This window comes from Rhodococcus sp. P3_B8 (genome assembly GCF_056402775.1).
This window is the reverse complement of the sequence record NZ_JBFUGT010000050.1, coordinates 1-17,906: the sequence shown is the minus strand read 5'-3', so window position 1 is coordinate 17,906 and position 17,906 is coordinate 1. Positions and strand designations below refer to the sequence as shown.

The window sequence follows — 17,906 nt, the reverse complement described above, 5'->3', positions numbered from 1 at the left end:
CAGCGTCGGCCACGAAACCGCAAGCAGCTCATCGTCGCCGCTGCGGAGAAGTAGTTCGAGCGCCGGGGTTTTCACGATGCCGCGATCGCGGACATCGCGGCCGATGTCGGTATCACCGGTCCGGCGTTGTATCGCCATTTCCGAGGTAAGCAGAATCTGCTCGCCGCGGCGGTCGAGTTCGAGATCGAGGTGCTCGAGGCGGCCTACGCTGCCCCGCAGCCGGGGCTTCGGGACCTGCTCGAGTATGCTTCCGCTGCGCAACCATTCGCCCGATCGGACTGTCGGACGCCAGGAGATGATCCTGCCCGACCACGTCCGACAGGTCGGACGGCCGTAGGCGGTCCGCCAGCGGACGCGATGTGTCGTCCACGTCAAACAACGATGGGGGCCTCTCCACAACCATCAGTATCCTTCTTCCTGCGTCCTATCCTGTTGCGGCTCAGTCGGAAATGTGACGATCGATCGCTTCCCGCGCATCGTCCGGGCGATCACGGCGAGGTACTCGCTCGACGACGAGTGCATACGAGCCGGCGACAAGGTTCTCCACCAGGTCGGTCGTCACGCCCGGCCCCGCGGCGATCGAAAGCCAGTGTCGTTTGTCGAGGTATCGTCCGGGGCCGACGCTTTCGTGGGAGCGCTGCAGCGCGCGCCCGTGGTCTGGGTCCACTTTGACGGTGACGATCCGCTCGGCAGGATCCTCGGTGACGATCAGGAACACCTTGCCGGCGACCTTGTACACGTCCAGTCCCTCGGTGAAGGGATACCCGTGGCTGACCCCGGGAAGATCCTCGGCGGTACGCCGAGCGGCCTGCTCTACCCGATGCCCTGAGACCGTCATGCCCGGCCCTGTCCAAACCGATCCGGGTCGATCGGCCGCTGCGTTCTCGGCAGCTTTTCCACGACCAGGAGATACGACTCCGTCACCAGATCGTCGACTAGCTGCGCGTCGATGTCCCCACCTGGCGTCAGCGTGATCCAGTGTTGCTTGTTCATGTGATAGCCCGGCGTGATGTGCTCGTGCGAGGCTTGCAATGCCTTCCCCTCCGCCGGGTCCGTTTTCAAGATCACCATCGGCTCACCTGTCACGTGCGTCAGGAGCATGAATATCTTCCCGCGGACCTTGAACACACCCCATCCGTCGCCGAACGGATGCTCCAACCCCGCCCCGGGCAGCTCCTCCGCCCGCGCGGCCGCACGCTCCTGCAACTTCGTCGCCTCCATGCGAGCTCCTTCCGTCGTAGAAGTACGTACTACCGTACGCACTATGGCTGATCGCATATCGCCACGACCAGAGGTGGGATCTGGCTGATGGTCCGCAAGGGGATCGCGAACGACCCGTCACGAAATGCGCGAATCAGGAAGGCCGCCTTGGATATCGTTGCTGGGGAGGGGCTGCGGGCCGCCACCTCGACCTATTGCTGATCGTGCCGGTGTGGCGTTGGGATCGGTGACCTATCATTTCGTTGATCTGGACGAAATTTTCGCCAGGCGGATCATCCCGTGCCACCGAGTGGGAACTGAGGTTGATTCGCGAGATCTACGCGTACGGCTCTGTCAGCCACCGGGTGCGAAACCTCATCCGTGCCTTCGTAGAAAGCTCCCTCTTAGCTCTGCAGACCCACTTCCCGGAACCGGCAACACGCTCGCTGGAGGCGCTGCGTCGAGGGCTGGTGGATCTACCAGCGCTGGACCCCGAGGCGTTGGATGAGGACATGGTCCGAGACGCAATTGACGCAATCGCCGACAAATTCGGTCCTGTCACCCGCATGGCTGACTCGTCATGCCCGGCAAGTTGTTTACTCGTGCCGTGCCAGTTGACCTGGTTCTGCTTCTGGTTCGCCCACTGACAGCGTGAGTCTATTGCGAGCCTGCTGGGAGACGCGGCGGGCTGCGATCAGCGGTGGTTACATCGGCTGAGGATCCGGGCAGCGGTTGCAGCTGAGGCGGGCACTGGTGTTTCAGGAAGGAGTATGAAGGCGGGGTTGGGTAGCGCTCCGACATGATGTGCGTCCTCCTACAGGACGGAAGCGGCGTCAAAACTGGGAAGTCAACAGTTGTCGGCGGTGCAATCGCAGCAGTTGATTCCACACCGCGTTGGCGGACTTCCTGCGAGCTCGACAGGCCGTCGCGGGCCGATACTTCACGCGGTTGGGTTCCGCATTGTGAAATCATCTCCGATGCGGGTCAATCGGGTGGAACGGTCAATCGGCAGTCCCTTCTGCATAACCCGCAATGTGGTCTTGATCTTGATTCCGTAATGCGGACCGATTTCCTGGGGATTTGTCGACTCGCTTGACGGCCGAGTTCGGCAACGAGCACAGTCACATCGAATCGTGACTCAGATCACGTCGTAGGTCTGCTGCGGAAGGGGGGCGGTGTTAGATCCCGCCAGCACGTCTTCCGCGCTCTCGCGCCGGATGACTCCGACATCCGCATCCGCATCCGAAGGCCCAACTCGGCTCATTCGGTTGAGCGCAGCCGCACCTCCGCCGCACACCTGTCGTCGCTGAACAGTTTCGGCAACAGACGTCCTGAGAACACATTCGTGTGTCGGTGACCAATTCCAGAAGGGCAGTACATGATTGACAAAGGTGTAAGTGTGGCCACAATGGATGGCGTACTCGAAGAAAAGGCTCCCGCGCTCAGGGGCAATATGGGCACCTTGGGGCTGTTCTTCAGTGTGATGGCCTTCAATGCCCCCCTCGTCGTGGTAATTGGCGTCATCCCATTCATGATTGCCTTCGGGAACGGCATTGGCACGCCGATCCTCTTCGTCATCGGCGGCCTGATCGTGGCGGCTTTCGCCACGGGATTCTTGCGAATGTCGGACGTCATTCAGCGTCCCGGCGCGTTCTATGCATTCGTAACGGCCGGCCTCGGGAAGAGAATCGGTCTCGGATCCGGCCTTGCCATGCTGCTCGCATACTTCTGCGTCTGCGCGGGCTACCTGCCCTTCGGTGGCGTCATATTTGGCACCCTCGTCACGAATACCTTCCACGGCCCTGACCTACCCTGGTATGTCTGGGCGTTCGTGCTCTGGCTGATCGTCGCAGTCCTCGGCTATCTCCGCGTCGACTTCTCGGCAAAGGTCACCGCCGTAGTTCTGTGCGGAGAACTGATCGTCGTCTTCATCTACAACGCGGTGATCTTCGCGCGTGGGGGTGCCGAGGGACTGAGCGCGGCACCCTTCAGTCCTAGCAATTGGTTCGACGGATCGTTGTCCATCGGACTGCTCTTGGCCAGCGGCATGTTCGGCGGCTATGAGGTGACCGTCTTGTTCCGCGATGAAGTGCGCAATCCTGAAAAAACGATCCCCCGGGCAACCTACGGACTCATCGCCTGCGCCGTCGTCATCTACGTGACGACGACGTGGCTGTTCATCAACGCACTCGGAGTTGACGACGCGGCGTCACTGGTCGTGGCCGACCCCACCGGCGCCATGGATTCGACATTCGTCACCTTCGGAAGCCACTTCCTTTTCGATGCTGCCTCGATGTTGGTCATCACCAGCGCTCTCGCTGTGATCGTCTGCGCGCACAACGTCGGCGCGCGTTATTTGTTCAACCTGAGCGCTGACGGAGTCTTTCCCCGTTCCCTGAGCGGTGTGCACCCGCGCCACGGATCACCCTACGTGGCATCGATGGTGATGAGTGCGGCCGCGCTCGCCCTGAACGCCGCCGTAGTCGTACTCCACATCGACGAGATGGCCTTCTATGCCGCGTTGCTGGGTGTTGCTGCGCTGACAGGTATTACGGTGCAGTTCCTCACGGCTGTCGCAGTTCCGGCCTACCTGAAGCGAACAGGCAATCACAAAGACCACGTGATGAAATCAATCGTCCTTCCCCTGGCCGCTGCCGTGGGCTTCGGTACGGTCATGGTGCTGTCCATTCTCAACTTCCACATCCTCACCGGTGGATCGCAGACCATGTCCAACATTCTTCTCGCCTTCGTCTACGGATTCTTCGCCTTCGGTTTCGTGTTGGCACTCGCCTTGCGACGGTGGCGACCGCAGGTCTATCAGCGAATCGGGCGGCAGTAGAAGGCGACAGCTTCCCACCGGACTACCTGATCTCCGTGGTGTCCGTGGCAGGAGATTGGGTGCTCCGGGCGTGCTCTCACGGCCATGTGAGGGCACGCCCGGTCGCTGCGGGTAAATCGACCCGAACACGATTACGTCAAGATAAGAGGTTTCATGACCGACGACCGTAGCAATGCAGGTAACGCTGGAATGTCCCCCGAGGCTTGGGAGGAATGGTTCGCCGACAAGCACATCACGACCGAGGATCGCGCGGCATACGCGGACGCAGACGATACCTGGCCCGAGTACTCACTCGGCTCGAACTCGCGTCCGCGTGAGGGCGTGCCAGCGGGTTCGATCACGGTCCGTCAGCACACGAGCTCGGTCGCGTACCCAGGAATCGAGCGGGACTATCGGGTGTACGTTCCGGCACAGTACGACGGCTCGGAGCCGGCGTCGTTGATCGTCTTCCTCGACGGACTGGAATACCTTGCGGGGGATTTCCGCGCCAACGTGGTGCTGGACAACCTCATTGCCGAGGGCCAAATCCCCCTGACCCTTGCCGTGTTCATCGAGGCGGGAAAGACGGGACCCGGGTACCCGATCTTCGGTGGTGCGGACAACCGAAGCATCGAGTTCGACTCGATCGACGACACCTGGACACGGTTCCTCATCGAGGAGCTGCTCCCGGACGCGGTAGGTGAGCTGAACGTGTCGACGAAGCCACGCGACCACGTCATCGTCGGCTTCAGCTCGGGCGGCAACGCGTCCTTCACAGCGGCGTGGCACCGGCCGGACTTCTTCGGCAATGTCATCACACACTGCGGTTCTTTCGTCGACATCCGCGGCGGCCACAACCACGCACCGCAGGTGAGACGGAACCCGCGCAAGCCGATTCGGATGTGGCTCCAGAGCGGGCGACGCGACGCGCGTGTGGTCTTCGGGGACCTCGCGATCGCCAACCAGGACATGGCAGCGGCACTGGAGTACCGCTATTACGACCATCAGTTCGTCTTCGGCGAGGGCGGCCATACCTTGCGCCACGGTGGTTCGGTGTTTCCTCGGACAATCCGCTGGATCTGGCGCGACCACCAATCCACCACCGGCACGTACTGACCACCACCGGCACTGGGCCCCCAAGAGCGGGCACAACCCACACCTCAACGAGTATCAGGCATTCAACTTCCAACCACTCGATTTCATCGCGCAGCACTGACAGTCGCCATGCCGGAGCTGGTCCGGCGCCGAGGTGCAGATTCGTCGCCGGACCAGCTCAGCGGGCTGTCAATTCTTCTTCGGTAATCGTGGTCTCCGCCGACGCACGCGGCGGCGCCGTTCTGCGGCTCAACAACATTCAGTGCACATAGTTGTGTTGAAAAGTGAATGTTTCCGTCCGCCACCTAGGAAAGAAGCTACCAATGGTTCACAGAGTTTCGAGTCTCACGAAAACCGGGTTCCGTCGCAGCGCTTGCAGCCTTGCGAGTTGCGGCACCGAAGCCGACGATGCATCTACACCAGACGCCAACTCGAACACTGCACTCAGCAACCCTGAGAAACCCATCACCATTACATTCATGCGCCACGGGCAAGTCTGCCGGCAACGTATCCAAGATTATTGATACCTCCACGCCGGGGCCAGCACCGAACAGGGACGGAAGCAAGCTCAGGTTGCCGCCGATGCCCTTGTGGGTCAGGGCTTCGACGGGGTGTACGCCTCGACAATGGTGAGAACACAGCAAACCGCCCAGCCCGGGGCGGAAGCAGTGAACGAGCCGGTCGAGGTGCTCCCGGGTCTCCRGGAAATCGAAGCCGGCGACCTGGAAGGCAGGCCGGAGGCGGAGGCCGTGGCAGCGTATGACGCCCCTTTCTACGATTGGCTACAGGGAAACCGTGACTCACGTATGTCCGGCTCGGTCGACGGCAACGAATTCGACCAGCGTTTCGACAAGGCCGTCGAAGAGATCTACGCGAGCGGTGATACAAACCCCATTGTCTTTGCGCACGGACCTTCGATTCCTACCTGGGTCCTCTTGAACGTGAGGAACCCCGATTTGAGCCCTTTCACAACCGACCCTCTCCCCAACACCGGATACATCGTTGTCACCGGTACTCCGGAGACAGGATGGACGCTGACCGACTGGAATGGAAAGCAGATCTCTCAGTAGGCCGAAGACGTCGCCCGGTGTGATCGGGTACCTGCCCAGGGCGGCAGCACTACTGTCGCCGGCAGAGCGGGCGCAACCCGCCCTGCCGGGGCCACCCCGTGCACCGGTATGCCAGAATTGCACCTCACCGTGATTGGGTGCTTACTTCGTCATCCGAAGCTGGGTTCGATGAAGTGCCGTGCCCGGTGCTACCGAGATTCAGTAGTCCCACGCCAACGACGATGAGCGCTAATCCCGCTATGGCCACACCGGAGAGTGATTCTCGGAAGAACACCACACCGAGGATTGCCACGATCGTTGTTCCTGCAGCGGCCCATATTGCGTAGCCGACGCTAACCGGGAGCCCGCGGTTGAGCGCCAGGCCGAGCAAAGTGAAGCTGCACACGTAGCCGATCACAACCAGGAGGGAGGGCGGGAGCTTGCTGAAGCCTTCGGACACTTTCAATGACAGCGTTGCGACGATCTCGCACACGATGGCGCCGGCGAGCAACACGTAGGCGATCACGCGTCGACCTCCGAAAGCTCACGACGGTCTTGCACCGCTCGGTGCGCGATCCACAACGCGCCATCGTCGATAGTTGTGTTCGTAGACATGCTTTCCTTGCCGGGACCGCTTACGACGACCCATGTGACGGTTACGCGGATGAATTCAAGGTGTGGTGCCGACACTATCGCCCACAACGTGTCCAGATTTCGCCGGCGGTGTTGCCGATGCGTCCGGTGATTGATCCGACGCCGAAGTCAGATGCACCGGGCGCTCAGCCCACCGTCGATTGGCAGAAGAACTCCGTTGACGTAGGCGGCGCGGTCGCTCATGAGGAACAACGCGGCGTTGGCGACGTCCCAGGGAGTGCCCATTTGTCCGGTCGGGCTGGCGGCATGGCGGGCGGCGAGTTCCTTGTCGAGGTCGACCTCGGGTCCCCTCGCCTGGCGTCCGATCGGAGTGTCGATGAGTCCGGGAAGGATGGCATTCGCTCGGATGCCGCGTTTCGCGTAAGTCAGCGCGAGCGAGATCGTCAGCTGATTTACCGCTGCCTTGCTGGCGTTGTACACCGGGTACACGTATCCCGTGTCACGAATGCTGGCCAACGATGACACGTTGACGATGGAGCCCTTCCCGCGGGCGAGCATGTGGGGCAGGGCGTGGCGGATGGTGAGGTAGCAGCTGGTGGCATTGAGCGCCATTCCCTTGTCCCAGCCGGCCCGATCGAGGTCGACGATTTCGCCTGGAATGGTGACACCGACATTGTTGTGCACCGCCAGCGGCGGCTCCCATTCGGCGGCCATCGCCGAGTAGGCGCGGACCACGTCGTCCTCTGAGGTGACGTCCGCCTGGACGCTGAGTGCCGTCCCGCCTTCGCCGATGATTTGCTGGGTGACGACGTCGGCGGCGTGACCGTCGACATCGATGCAGGCGACCGCCGCACCGGCTCGGGCGAAAGTCAGCGCCGCCGCTTGACCGTTACTCAGGCTGTCGGCGCGGGACCCGGCACCGAATACGGCGACGACGATGCCGTCGAGTTCACCGGCAGCGGCGGACGAGCGGCTCGCTTCCTCGTGTCGCGCCGAGCTGCTGCCGGGTGCTTCGGGTGAGACGTGTTGTGACACTGCACTTCTCCTGTGGAATGGAGCGATTACGCGTAGGGACGGAAAATTAGAACCAGCTGTGCAGTCGTGGCTCGCGGCCGAGTTCTGTTGCCATTGACCGAATTTGCCGAATCATGAGACCAATGTCGGACCCTAACGAAACCATACGGAATCCTTGATCGCGTCGAGTAATTGCTTCTTCGGTGCTGCGTGCGACGAGGCCAGCGTGAATGCCGCGTGCTCCGGCCCGCTCTAGGATGTCGAGATTGAGCTCCGCGACGCCGGGCCCTTCCCATTCGCCGACAGCCCCGCGGCTCGCAGACATATCGCCGGGACCTAGGAAAATAGCTTCGATCTGGGCGACCGACAAGATCGAGTCGAGATTGTCATAAGCTTCTTGGGTCTCGATCATCGGCAAGAACATAAGTTCGTCGTTGGCAGACTTCACATAGTTTTCCAACTCCAGGCCCCAGGTGACGCTGCGTTCACCGCCGATGCCCCGTCGCCCGATAGGTGGGTAGTAAATGTGCTGTCGGACGGATTCGACCTCGGCGGCGTTGTTGATGAGCGGAACGATCAACCCGTGGGCGCCTACATCGAGTGCCCGTTTGATCGGCTCGAGGGCTTGGGTGGGGGGTCGGACGAAGACAGACAGTTGGCTACCGCGTGCTGCGGCGAGATGGCTCTGAATGTCTTTGTAATTCAGGTAGCCATGTTCCATGTCGATGCAGATCCAGTCCAGCCCCAGGACTGCAGCAACTTCGGTTACGGCGGCGGCTTCCGAGGTGACCCACATCCCGTAGGCGGTTTCGTTTGCGGCAAGTCTGGCTCGCAGAGCTTCATTCATGGTTCTTGTCCTGTGAATAGGCTTAGTGTTCGGCGGTCACCGATGTGGGAAGTGCGCAGAATTCGAGCAGTTGTCGATTGAACTCGACTGCCTCGCTGACATGTGGTTGGTGTCCGCTATTCTCGAAAATCGTTAAGCGGCTGATGGGAATCTGGTTCGCAACCCACTCCATCCCTTCCGAATGGTAATAATTTGTGAACCGAGAGGTCACAACCCAGGTGGGAACAGGAATTCGCGGTAGGACGTCACGCCAATCAGAGACGAAGTGGTTGAGGAAAAGTCTAGAAACCGCAGCGTGATCGAAGGTCGCCCAAGGTTCTTCCGCCATGGCTGAGCCGGGAGGCAGTGGGGGTTCTTGGTCTTCGTTGCTCCATTTGATACGGAAATTTACACAGTCATCGACATTACTCCAGTTCACGCCTTTGACGCCCCAGTGCCAGTCTTCGTCGTTGACTATCTTCGGCGACTGATCAATATAGACAAAGCGCTCGATCCGATCAGAGCCGGAGATCATGAACATCGCGAGCGATACCGACACTCCCATGGAATGCCCCACCAGAGTCACCTGATCGAGATCCAGCGCCGAAATCAATTCGCGGACGTCCTGACCCATACGTGCGATCGTTTGTCCGTGCGGCGGTTTCTGGGAGTCGCCGTGACCCCTCAGGTCGAGTGCTATCACTCGATGGTCGACATCCAACAGTGCCTGACGCTGATACTCCCAGTGTCCTCGTCGACAGCCGTAACCATGTAGGAAGAGGAAGGTCCGGCCGACACCTTCATCGTCGTAGATCAATTCAACATCGTCGGACGTAATGAACGACAATCCCTGTCCTGACACCTGTCCTCCTTCGGAGGGATTGAGACAAACGGGCGAATGCACTCTGCTCCGATGTCGTGGAGTACGAACCTCTGTCACGGTGTAGCTATATGTTCAGCAGTCCTGCAGCGACGAATCCGCCGTCGACTGGCAGGGTATGTCCGGTGATATAACCGGCCTGTTCTGAAGTGAGAAACCCAACGGCGAAAGCGATTTCCTCAGGGTTGCCATACCGCCGCAACGGAATGTGGCTGTAATAAGACTTTCGAGTTTCTTCGCTGTGCGTCACATGGGCGAGAGGCGTCTCGATGGGACCGGGTGCAACAGCGTTTGCCGTGATACCCGCATGCCCGAGTTCGACGGCAAATTGGCGGGTCAAAGCGTCGACGCCGGCTTTAGCTGACCCATATGCGGTGCGGCCGACGCCGGCCCGGATCCCGCTGATCGAGCTGACGTTGACGATCCGCCCCCACCTGTGCTCGGCCATCATCTTCGCCGCCCGTTGGCTGCATCGGAAAGCCCCAGTCAGGTTGATGTTCAACGTTTTTTCCCATACGTCATCGGGAAACGACAAAATATCGTGCACTTGTGAAATGCCCGCGTTGTTCACGAGAATGTCGCATCGGCCATGATTTATAGCGAGATCGTCGAAAGTCGACCGGATCGATTCCTTGTCCCCGATGTCTATGTGCTGAGGTTCGGCGCTGTAAGACTGGGCGTTCAGCGCAGTTGCAACCTGTTCTGCGCTTGAAATATCGCGATCTGCGACGATGATGTGGTGTCCGGCACTTGCGAGAACTTCGGCGCACGCAGCACCGATTCCGGAGCCCGCACCCGTGATTACTGCTATGCGGGTATCCATTGTTTCCTCCATCTGAGCCGTCAGACGGTTTCGGTGATGGGCCGGTCGACCCAGCTCATCAGGTCGCGCAGCTTCTTGCCGGTGACCTCGATGGGGTGCTCGGCGTTGGCCTTGCGCAGGCCCTCGAGCTCGGTGTTGCCGTTCTCGACGTTGGCGACGAGGCGGCGAGTGAACTCACCCGACTGGATGTCGGCCAGGATCGCCTTCATGCGCTCCTTGGTGCCGGCGTCGATGACGCGCGGGCCGGAGAGGTAGCCACCGAACTCCGCGGTGTCGGACACCGAGTAGTTCATGCGGGCGATGCCACCCTCGTACATGAGGTCGACGATGAGCTTGAGCTCGTGCAGCACCTCGAAGTACGCCATCTCGGGCGCGTAGCCGGCCTCGACCATGACCTCGAAACCGGTCTTGACCAGTTCCTCGGTGCCGCCGCAGAGCACGGCCTGCTCGCCGAAGAGGTCCGTCTCGGTCTCTTCCTTGAACGTGGTCTYGATGACGCCGGCGCGGGTGCCGCCGATGCCCTTGGCGTAGGACAGCGCGAGGGCCTGSCCCTCACCCTTCGGGTCCTGGTCGATCGCGATGAGCGCGGGAACACCCTTGCCGTCGACGAACTGACGACGCACCAGGTGGCCGGGGCCCTTGGGGGCGACCATGCCGACGGTGACGAACTCCGGAGCCTTGATCAGGTCGAAGTGGATGTTGAGGCCGTGTCCGAAGAACAGCGCGTCGCCGTCCTTCAGGTTGGGCTCGATGTCGTTSGTGAAGATCGACGCCTGCGCGGTGTCGGGTGCGAGCACCATGATCACGTCGGCCCACTCGGAGACCTCGGCSGGKGTRCCGACGGTCAGGCCCTGCTCCTCGGCCTTCGCGCGGGACTTCGAGCCTTCCTTGAGGCCGATACGCACATCGACGCCCGAGTCGCGCAGGCTCAGCGAGTGCGCGTGGCCCTGGCTTCCGTAACCGATCACAGCGACCTTACGGCCCTGGATGATCGACAGATCGGCATCGTCGTCGTAGAACATCTCGACTGCCACAGTTCAACCTCTTTCTTGGATTTGCGTATCTAAAGTACTAGCGAGTGGCCGTGATGGACTTCGGCCCCCGTCCCACGGCCACGACCCCGGACTGCACGATCTCCCGGATACCGTACGGATCGAGCATCCGCAGCAGCGCATCCAGCTTGGATCGCGTTCCAGTCGCCTCGATCGTGACCGACTCCGGGGAGACGTCGATCACCTTGGCGCGGAACAGATTCACCGTCTCGATCACCTGCGTGCGCACGCTGGCGTCGGCTCGCACCTTGATGAGCACCAGCTCGCGGGCGACGGAGGCCTCACCGTCCTGCTCGACGATCTTGATGACGTTGATGAGCTTGTTGAGCTGCTTGGTCACCTGCTCGAGCGGGAACTCGTCGACGGTCACGACGATGGTCATGCGGGAGATCTCGGGGATCTCGGTGCCACCGACGGCGAGCGACTCGATGTTGAACCCACGACGCGAGAACAGCGCGGCCACCCTGGCCAGCACGCCCGGCTTGTCCTCGACGAGAACACTGAGGGTGTGGCTGGTGCTCACTGATCTTCCTCCCCGGCCGCTGCGGCCGTGCCCGAACGCTGCTCGCGCTCCATGGCCTCGTGGATGACGGCCGGCTCGGCGGCCGCCTCGTCGTCGTCGAACAGCGGACGGATGCCCCGCGCCGCCATGATCTCGTCGTTGCTGGTGCCCGCGGCGACCATCGGCCACACCTGGGCGTCGGCGCCGACGATGAAGTCGATCACCACCGGCTTGTCGTTGATGGCCTGCGCCTCGCGAATCGCCGCCTCGACGTCCTCTTCGCGCTCGACGCGAATGCCGTGGCAGCCCAACGCCTCCGCCAGCTTGACGAAGTCGGGGATGCGGATCGCGCCGTGCGTGCCGAGGTTGGTGTTGGAGTAGCGCTCGTCGTAGAACAGCGTCTGCCACTGGCGCACCATGCCGAGGTTGCCGTTGTTGATGAGCGCAACCTTGATCGGGATGCCCTCGAGCGCGCAGGTGGCGAGTTCCTGATTGGTCATCTGGAAGCAGCCGTCACCGTCGATGGCCCACACCTCGGTGTCGGGCATGCCCATCTTGGCGCCCATCGCGGCGGGGACGGCGTAGCCCATCGTGCCGAGACCGCCGGAGTTCAGCCAGGTGCGCGGCTTCTCGTAGTTGACGAACTGCGCGGCCCACATCTGGTGCTGTCCGACGCCGGCACAGTAGATCGCGTCGGGACCGGCGAGCTTGCCGACCGCCTGGATCACGTACTCCGGGGACAGCGCGCCGTCGGTGGGACGGTCGTAGCTGAGCGGGTACGTGCGACGGATTCCGTCGAGGTACGCCCACCACTCGGTGAGATCCAGTGTGGTTCCGGTGGCCAGGTCGGCCTTGATCGCCTCGATCAGTTCGACGATGACCTCTTTGCAGTCGCCGACGATCGGGACGTCCGCGTACCGGTTCTTGCCGATCTCCGCCGGGTCGATGTCGGCGTGGATGACCTTGGCGTCGGGGGCGAACGAATCGAGCTGACCGGTGACGCGGTCGTCGAAGCGCGCGCCGAGCGTGATCAGCAGGTCGCTGCGCTGCAGTGCCGCCACCGCCGCGACGGTGCCGTGCATGCCGGGCATGCCGCAGTTCAGCGTGTGGCTGTCCGGGAACGCGCCACGCGCCATGAGGGTGGTGACAACCGGAATGCCGGTGAGCTCGGCCAGTTCGAGCAGTTCCGGAGACGATTCCGACTTGATGACGCCGCCACCGACGTACAGCACCGGGTGCTTCGCGTCGGCGATCAGGCGGGCCGCCTCGCGGACCTGCTTGCCGTGCGGCTTGGTGACGGGACGGTACCCGGGCAGCCGCATCTCCGGCGGCCACGAGAACGTGGTCTGCGCCTGGAGGACGTCCTTCGGGATGTCGACGAGCACCGCGCCGGGACGACCGCTGGAGGCGAGGTAGAAGGCCTCCGCGATGATCCGGGGGATGTCGACGCCGTCGGTGATGAGGAAGTTGTGCTTGGTGATCGGCATCGTGATGCCGGAGATGTCGGCTTCCTGGAACGCGTCCGTGCCGATGAGACTCCGGCCGACCTGACCGGTGATGGCCACGACCGGAACGGAGTCCATCTGCGCGTCGGCGAGCGGCGTCACGAGGTTGGTCGCACCGGGACCGGACGTCGCCATACAGACACCGACCTTGCCGGTCGCCTGGGCGTACCCGGTCGCGGCGTGGCCTGCCCCCTGCTCGTGACGAACGAGCACGTGCCGGACCTTCTTCGAGTCGAAGAGCGGGTCGTAGACAGGCAGAACGGCACCACCCGGAATGCCGAATACCGTGTCGACCTCGAGCTCCTCGAGGGCTCGGACCACGGACTGGGCGCCGCTGACCCGCTCGGGGGCGAGTTGGCGGCGGCTACCGGTCTGAGTCGCGGCGGCCGCGGTCGTCGGGCTTGCTGCCCCCGACTTGCGCGGCGTGGGTTGAGGCCGTGCGGTTGGTGCGCTCACTGGGAAATCCTCTGATTCTGGCTCCGGGCAACAAAAAACCCCCGTCAGCTGATGCTGTACGAGGGTGGCGCGTCGTTATCTGGCGAGTTGAAGGAATCGACTCAGGCGACGACGCGCCGGCCGATTACGAGCAACTCATTCTGTTTCACGCGCTCGACGGTAGGCGCGCTAATAGTGAACAGTCAACTTGGTGAGTCGGCCGTCCCAGAATATGAGATACATCGGCTGCGGTGCGAAGATGTAGAGGTGTCAACTCCGCAGCAGCCCGTGCCACCAGAATCATCATCCCACACGACGAACCCGCCCAAGCAGGTCATCCGGATTTCTCCCCTGGCCTATCTGGGATGCGCCTTCCTCCTGTTCGCCGTGTCGTTCCCCATCTTCGGCTGGCCCGCCGCCTTCGGTTGGCTCGTGATCGCCCCGATCGTCGCGGTGGCCTGGGTCGCGCGGGTGCGCACCACCGTCACGCCCGACGGACTCGAAGTGCGCCGGCTGTTCGGCGGCCGGTCGCTGGGGTGGTCCGAGATCACGGGATTCCGCTTCCCCAAGCGCGGCTGGGCCCGGGCGACCCTGACCGACGGGGGCGAGGTGACCCTTCCCGTCGTCACGTTCGACCGGCTTCCCGATATCGCCGAGGCGAGCGGCGGCCGCATCACCGACCCCTACGCGGCAGCCGCCGCGGCGGACGAAGCAGCCCACCACGCCGACGCGGAATCGAACGGCGAGCAGCCGGTGAAGAACCGGCCGGACACAGACGGGGAATAGTGCGCGAGTAGCGTTTGTCAGTACTTCCGTACGCTGACTAAGGAATACGCTCATGCCCCCGCTGAGGTCCCGAACCACCACCGCAGGACGAAATGCCGCAGGCGCCCGCGCACTGTGGCGCGCCACCGGAATGACCGACTCCGACTTCGGGAAGCCGATCGTCGCGATCGCGAACTCGTACACGCAGTTCGTTCCCGGGCACGWCCACCTGAAGAACGTCGGCGACATCGTCGCCGACGCCGTCCGCGCCGCCGGTGGTGTACCTCGCGAGTTCCACACGATCGCCGTCGACGACGGCATCGCGATGGGACACGGCGGCATGCTGTATTCCCTTCCCAGCCGCGAGATCATCGCCGACTCCGTCGAGTACATGGTCAACGCGCACACCGCCGACGCGCTCGTCTGCATCTCCAACTGCGACAAGATCACTCCCGGAATGCTCAATGCCGCACTGCGTTTGAACGTCCCGACCGTGTTCGTGTCGGGCGGTCCGATGGAGGCCGGCAAGGCGGTGGTGGTGAACGGTGTCGCCCAGGCACCGACCGACCTCATCACGGCGATCTCGGCGAGCGCCAACGACGAAGTCGACGACGAAGGACTGTCCGAGGTCGAGCGCAGCGCCTGCCCGACGTGCGGGTCGTGCTCGGGCATGTTCACCGCGAACTCGATGAACTGCCTCACCGAGGCGCTCGGTCTGGCGTTGCCGGGCAACGGTTCCACGCTGGCCACCCACGAGGCCCGTCGCGCGCTGTTCACCCGCGCGGGCACCACCGTCGTCGAAGCCGCCCTGCGGTACTACCGGGACGAGGACGACTCCGTCCTCCCCCGCAACATCGCGACGCCCGCCGCATTCCGCAACGCGATGGCACTGGACGTCGCAATGGGCGGTTCCACCAACACGGTCCTGCACACCCTCGCGGCCGCGCAGGAGGGTGAGGTCTACGACTTCGACCTCGACAAGATCGACGAGATCAGCCGCAAGGTGCCGTGCCTGTCGAAGGTCTCCCCCAACTCGGACTACCACATGGAGGACGTGCACCGAGCGGGCGGAATCCCCGCCATCCTCGGCGAACTCCGCCGGGCCGGCCTGCTCGAGAGCGACGTGTCGACGGTGCACACCGAGAGCTTCGACGAGTGGCTCGACACGTGGGACATCCGGTCCGGCAAGGCATCCGACGAGGCCGTCGAACTCTTCCACGCCGCACCGGGCGGTGTCCGCACCACCGAACCGTTCTCGACGAACAACCGCTGGTCGTCGCTCGACACGGACGCCGCCAACGGCTGCATCCGCGACTTCGAGCACAAGCACACGGTCGAGGGCGGCCTGGCAGTGCTGCGCGGCAACATCGCCGTCGACGGCGCCGTCATCAAGACGGCGGGCATCGACGAAGACCTGTTCCACTTCCAGGGGCCCGCGCGCGTCGTGGAGTCGCAGGAAGAGGCGGTGTCGGTGATCCTCGGCAAGAAGATCCAGCCCGGTGAGGTCCTCGTCGTGCGTTACGAGGGTCCCGCAGGCGGCCCGGGCATGCAGGAGATGCTGCACCCCACCGCATTCCTCAAGGGCTCCGGCCTCGGGAAGAAGTGTGCGCTGATCACCGACGGCCGATTCTCCGGCGGTTCCTCGGGACTGTCCATCGGCCACATCTCCCCCGAGGCCGCCAGCGGCGGCGCCATCGGCCTGGTGGAGGACGGCGACCAGATCCTCATCGACATCGCGACCCGCACGCTGAAACTCCTCGTCGACGACGCGGTGCTCGCCGAGCGCCGGGCGAAGATGGAGTCGTCCGAGCGTCCGTGGCAGCCGGTGAACCGCGAACGCACCGTCACCACCGCCCTGCGGGCGTACGCCGCGCTGGCCACGTCCGCCGACAAGGGCGCGGTCCGTCAGGTCCCCTGACACACCCGCACCGCGCACCGAACGGACACGAAGCCGGGTGCCGCAGCAGGAGCTTCCTGCCGCGGCACCCGGCTTCCGTCGTCGGTGCGACGACGGATTCCGTCTCGGATGTGACCGCGCTCACGGGTGATCAACTCGCTCAGACGGCGACACCCGAGAACAGGTTCTACTGATCGAATTGATCAGTTGAGCCCGGGCTTCTTGCACACGGCGCTCAGTAGTGGTTCCCTCAGTTGGCCGTTGAGACCTACATCACAATCGGCAGCACCACCGGAACATCTCCGGCCCACGAGGCCATCGGGAATACAACCAAGGAGCGACACATGCCAGGAGTCGGCATTTGGCGAACGAAATCCGTTGAGCAATCGATAGCGGACACCGACGAACCCGACACCCGGCTGCGGAGGGAACTCACCGCGAAAGACCTCACCGTCTTCGGTGTCGCCGTCGTGATCGGCGCCGGCATCTTCACGCTCACCGCCCGGACTGCAGGCAACGTCGCCGGGCCGTCCATCTCGCTCGCCTTCGTCCTCGCCGCCATCGCGTGCGGCCTGGCCGCCCTCTGCTACGCCGAGTTCGCATCCACCGTCCCCGTCGCGGGCAGTGCGTACACGTTCTCCTACGCCACCTTCGGCGAGTTCGTCGCCTGGATCATCGGCTGGGACCTCATCCTCGAATTCGCCCTCGCGGCGGCCGTCGTCTCCAAGGGCTGGTCGCTGTATCTGGGTAACGTCCTCGGGTTCAGCGGATCCACCACAGCCCATCTCGGTCCCATCGACTTCGACTGGGGCTCGCTGATCATCGTCGGCGGCATCACGATCGTGCTCGCCATCGGGACCAAGGTGTCCTCGCGCGTGTCCGCCGTCATCACGGCCATCAAGATCGCCGTCGTCCTCCTCGTCATCGCCGTCGGCGTCTTCTACATCAAGAAGGAGAACTACGCCCCGTACATTCCGCCCGCCGAGAGCAACGAGAGCGCCGCGCAGGGTGTGCACCAGACCCTCTTCTCCTTCCTCTCCGGAGCGGACGGCAGCAGCTACGGCTGGTACGGCCTCCTCGCCGCAGCGAGCCTCGTCTTCTTCGCCTTCATCGGATTCGAYGTCGTCGCCACCACCGCCGAAGAGACCAAGAACCCGCAGAAGGCGCTCCCCCGCGGCATTCTCGGCTCGCTCGCCATCGTCACCGTGCTCTACGTCGCCGTCACCCTCGTGCTCACCGGCATGGTGAAGTACACCGACCTCAAGACCGGTAGCCCGCTCGTCGGCGACAGCAGCGCCACCCTCGCGACCGCCTTCGAGGCACACGGCATCACCTGGGCCCAGACCGCGATCAACTTCGGCGGGCTCGCGGGCCTCACCACCGTCGTGATGGTGATGATGCTCGGCCAGACCCGCGTCCTGTTCGCCATGTCCCGCGACGGACTCGTGCCC

At 63.2% G+C, this 17,906-nt stretch carries 15 protein-coding genes and 2 pseudogenes; 7 read left to right on the top strand and 10 right to left on the bottom strand.

What is annotated here, in order from left to right:
* Positions 1-66 precede the first annotated feature (66 nt).
* Positions 67-159 (top strand): annotated as a pseudogene (locus AC1D1G_RS18255) (TetR family transcriptional regulator); the annotation flags it as partial.
* Positions 160-439: 280 nt separating this feature from the next.
* On the opposite strand, the gene AC1D1G_RS18250 reads toward AC1D1G_RS18255, so the two are convergent.
* Positions 440-838: an MmcQ/YjbR family DNA-binding protein gene (locus tag AC1D1G_RS18250; RefSeq protein WP_283351300.1), complete on the bottom strand. Its 399-nt coding sequence runs from the start codon at positions 836-838 to the stop codon at positions 440-442.
* Positions 835-1,221, bottom strand: a complete 387-nt coding sequence (locus AC1D1G_RS18245) for an MmcQ/YjbR family DNA-binding protein (protein ID WP_283351301.1) — start codon at positions 1,219-1,221, stop codon at positions 835-837. The genes AC1D1G_RS18250 and AC1D1G_RS18245 overlap by 4 nt, the downstream gene beginning before the upstream one ends.
* A gap of 1,387 nt (positions 1,222-2,608) precedes the next feature.
* Between AC1D1G_RS18245 and AC1D1G_RS18240 the strand changes: the two genes are divergently transcribed.
* The 3 genes and pseudogenes from AC1D1G_RS18240 to AC1D1G_RS18230 form a co-directional block, all read left to right on the top strand.
* Entirely contained in the window at positions 2,609-4,039 is a 1,431-nt protein-coding gene (locus tag AC1D1G_RS18240) for an APC family permease (protein WP_283351475.1), read from the top strand.
* A 153-nt stretch (positions 4,040-4,192) separates the two neighbouring features.
* Entirely contained in the window at positions 4,193-5,134 is a 942-nt protein-coding gene (locus AC1D1G_RS18235) for an alpha/beta hydrolase (RefSeq protein WP_283351302.1), read from the top strand.
* A gap of 536 nt (positions 5,135-5,670) precedes the next feature.
* A pseudogene (locus tag AC1D1G_RS18230) lies at positions 5,671-6,183 on the top strand (histidine phosphatase family protein); the annotation flags it as partial.
* Positions 6,184-6,307: 124 nt separating this feature from the next.
* On the opposite strand, the gene AC1D1G_RS18225 reads toward AC1D1G_RS18230, so the two are convergent.
* The 8 genes from AC1D1G_RS18225 to AC1D1G_RS18190 form a co-directional block, all read right to left on the bottom strand.
* The gene (locus tag AC1D1G_RS18225) at positions 6,308-6,688 is read right to left on the bottom strand and encodes a DMT family transporter (RefSeq protein ID WP_283351303.1); all 381 of its coding nucleotides are present in this window, start codon (positions 6,686-6,688) and stop codon (positions 6,308-6,310) included.
* A 236-nt stretch (positions 6,689-6,924) separates the two neighbouring features.
* Positions 6,925-7,791, bottom strand: coding sequence for an SDR family NAD(P)-dependent oxidoreductase (locus AC1D1G_RS18220; RefSeq protein WP_477953102.1), 867 nt, complete (start codon positions 7,789-7,791; stop codon positions 6,925-6,927).
* A 46-nt stretch (positions 7,792-7,837) separates the two neighbouring features.
* Positions 7,838-8,617: an HpcH/HpaI aldolase family protein gene (locus AC1D1G_RS18215; RefSeq protein ID WP_477953100.1), complete on the bottom strand. Its 780-nt coding sequence runs from the start codon at positions 8,615-8,617 to the stop codon at positions 7,838-7,840.
* A gap of 22 nt (positions 8,618-8,639) precedes the next feature.
* Positions 8,640-9,458 carry an alpha/beta fold hydrolase gene (locus tag AC1D1G_RS18210; RefSeq protein ID WP_477953098.1) on the bottom strand — a complete coding sequence of 273 codons (819 nt, stop codon included), beginning with the start codon at positions 9,456-9,458 and terminating at the stop codon, positions 8,640-8,642.
* Positions 9,459-9,543: 85 nt separating this feature from the next.
* Positions 9,544-10,299 carry an SDR family NAD(P)-dependent oxidoreductase gene (locus tag AC1D1G_RS18205; RefSeq protein ID WP_317568754.1) on the bottom strand — a complete coding sequence of 252 codons (756 nt, stop codon included), beginning with the start codon at positions 10,297-10,299 and terminating at the stop codon, positions 9,544-9,546.
* 20 nt (positions 10,300-10,319) lie between these two features.
* The gene (ilvC, locus tag AC1D1G_RS18200; protein ID WP_477953119.1) at positions 10,320-11,321 is read right to left on the bottom strand and encodes a ketol-acid reductoisomerase; all 1,002 of its coding nucleotides are present in this window, start codon (positions 11,319-11,321) and stop codon (positions 10,320-10,322) included.
* Positions 11,322-11,370: 49 nt separating this feature from the next.
* Positions 11,371-11,874 (bottom strand): acetolactate synthase small subunit, encoded by a 504-nt coding sequence (gene ilvN, locus AC1D1G_RS18195; RefSeq protein WP_105413058.1) that lies wholly within the window; start codon positions 11,872-11,874, stop codon positions 11,371-11,373.
* Positions 11,871-13,814 (bottom strand): acetolactate synthase large subunit, encoded by a 1,944-nt coding sequence (locus tag AC1D1G_RS18190; protein ID WP_280781723.1) that lies wholly within the window; start codon positions 13,812-13,814, stop codon positions 11,871-11,873. Before AC1D1G_RS18190 ends, ilvN begins: the two co-directional genes overlap by 4 nt.
* 267 nt (positions 13,815-14,081) lie before the next feature.
* Here AC1D1G_RS18190 and AC1D1G_RS18185 point away from each other — a divergent pair, with 267 nt between their 5' ends.
* The 3 genes from AC1D1G_RS18185 to AC1D1G_RS18175 all read left to right on the top strand — a co-directional run.
* Positions 14,082-14,579 (top strand): PH domain-containing protein, encoded by a 498-nt coding sequence (locus AC1D1G_RS18185; RefSeq protein ID WP_280781777.1) that lies wholly within the window; start codon positions 14,082-14,084, stop codon positions 14,577-14,579.
* Between the two features lie 52 nt (positions 14,580-14,631).
* On the top strand, positions 14,632-16,476 hold the full coding sequence (gene ilvD / locus AC1D1G_RS18180) for a dihydroxy-acid dehydratase (protein ID WP_477953097.1): 1,845 nt from the start codon (positions 14,632-14,634) through the stop codon (positions 16,474-16,476).
* A gap of 323 nt (positions 16,477-16,799) precedes the next feature.
* Positions 16,800-17,906 (top strand): amino acid permease (locus AC1D1G_RS18175; protein ID WP_477953096.1); only part of this gene is annotated, 1,107 nt, incomplete at its 3' end.

Coding starts and splice junctions, on each gene's coding strand:
- AC1D1G_RS18250 (WP_283351300.1), bottom strand. CDS start 838: ATGACGGTCTCAGGGCATCGGGTAGAGCAGGCCGCTCGGCGTACCGCC.
- AC1D1G_RS18245 (WP_283351301.1), bottom strand. CDS start 1,221: ATGGAGGCGACGAAGTTGCAGGAGCGTGCGGCCGCGCGGGCGGAGGAG.
- AC1D1G_RS18240 (WP_283351475.1), top strand. CDS start 2,609: ATGGATGGCGTACTCGAAGAAAAGGCTCCCGCGCTCAGGGGCAATATG.
- AC1D1G_RS18235 (WP_283351302.1), top strand. CDS start 4,193: ATGACCGACGACCGTAGCAATGCAGGTAACGCTGGAATGTCCCCCGAG.
- AC1D1G_RS18215 (WP_477953100.1), bottom strand. CDS start 8,617: ATGAATGAAGCTCTGCGAGCCAGACTTGCCGCAAACGAAACCGCCTAC.
- AC1D1G_RS18205 (WP_317568754.1), bottom strand. CDS start 10,299: ATGGATACCCGCATAGCAGTAATCACGGGTGCGGGCTCCGGAATCGGT.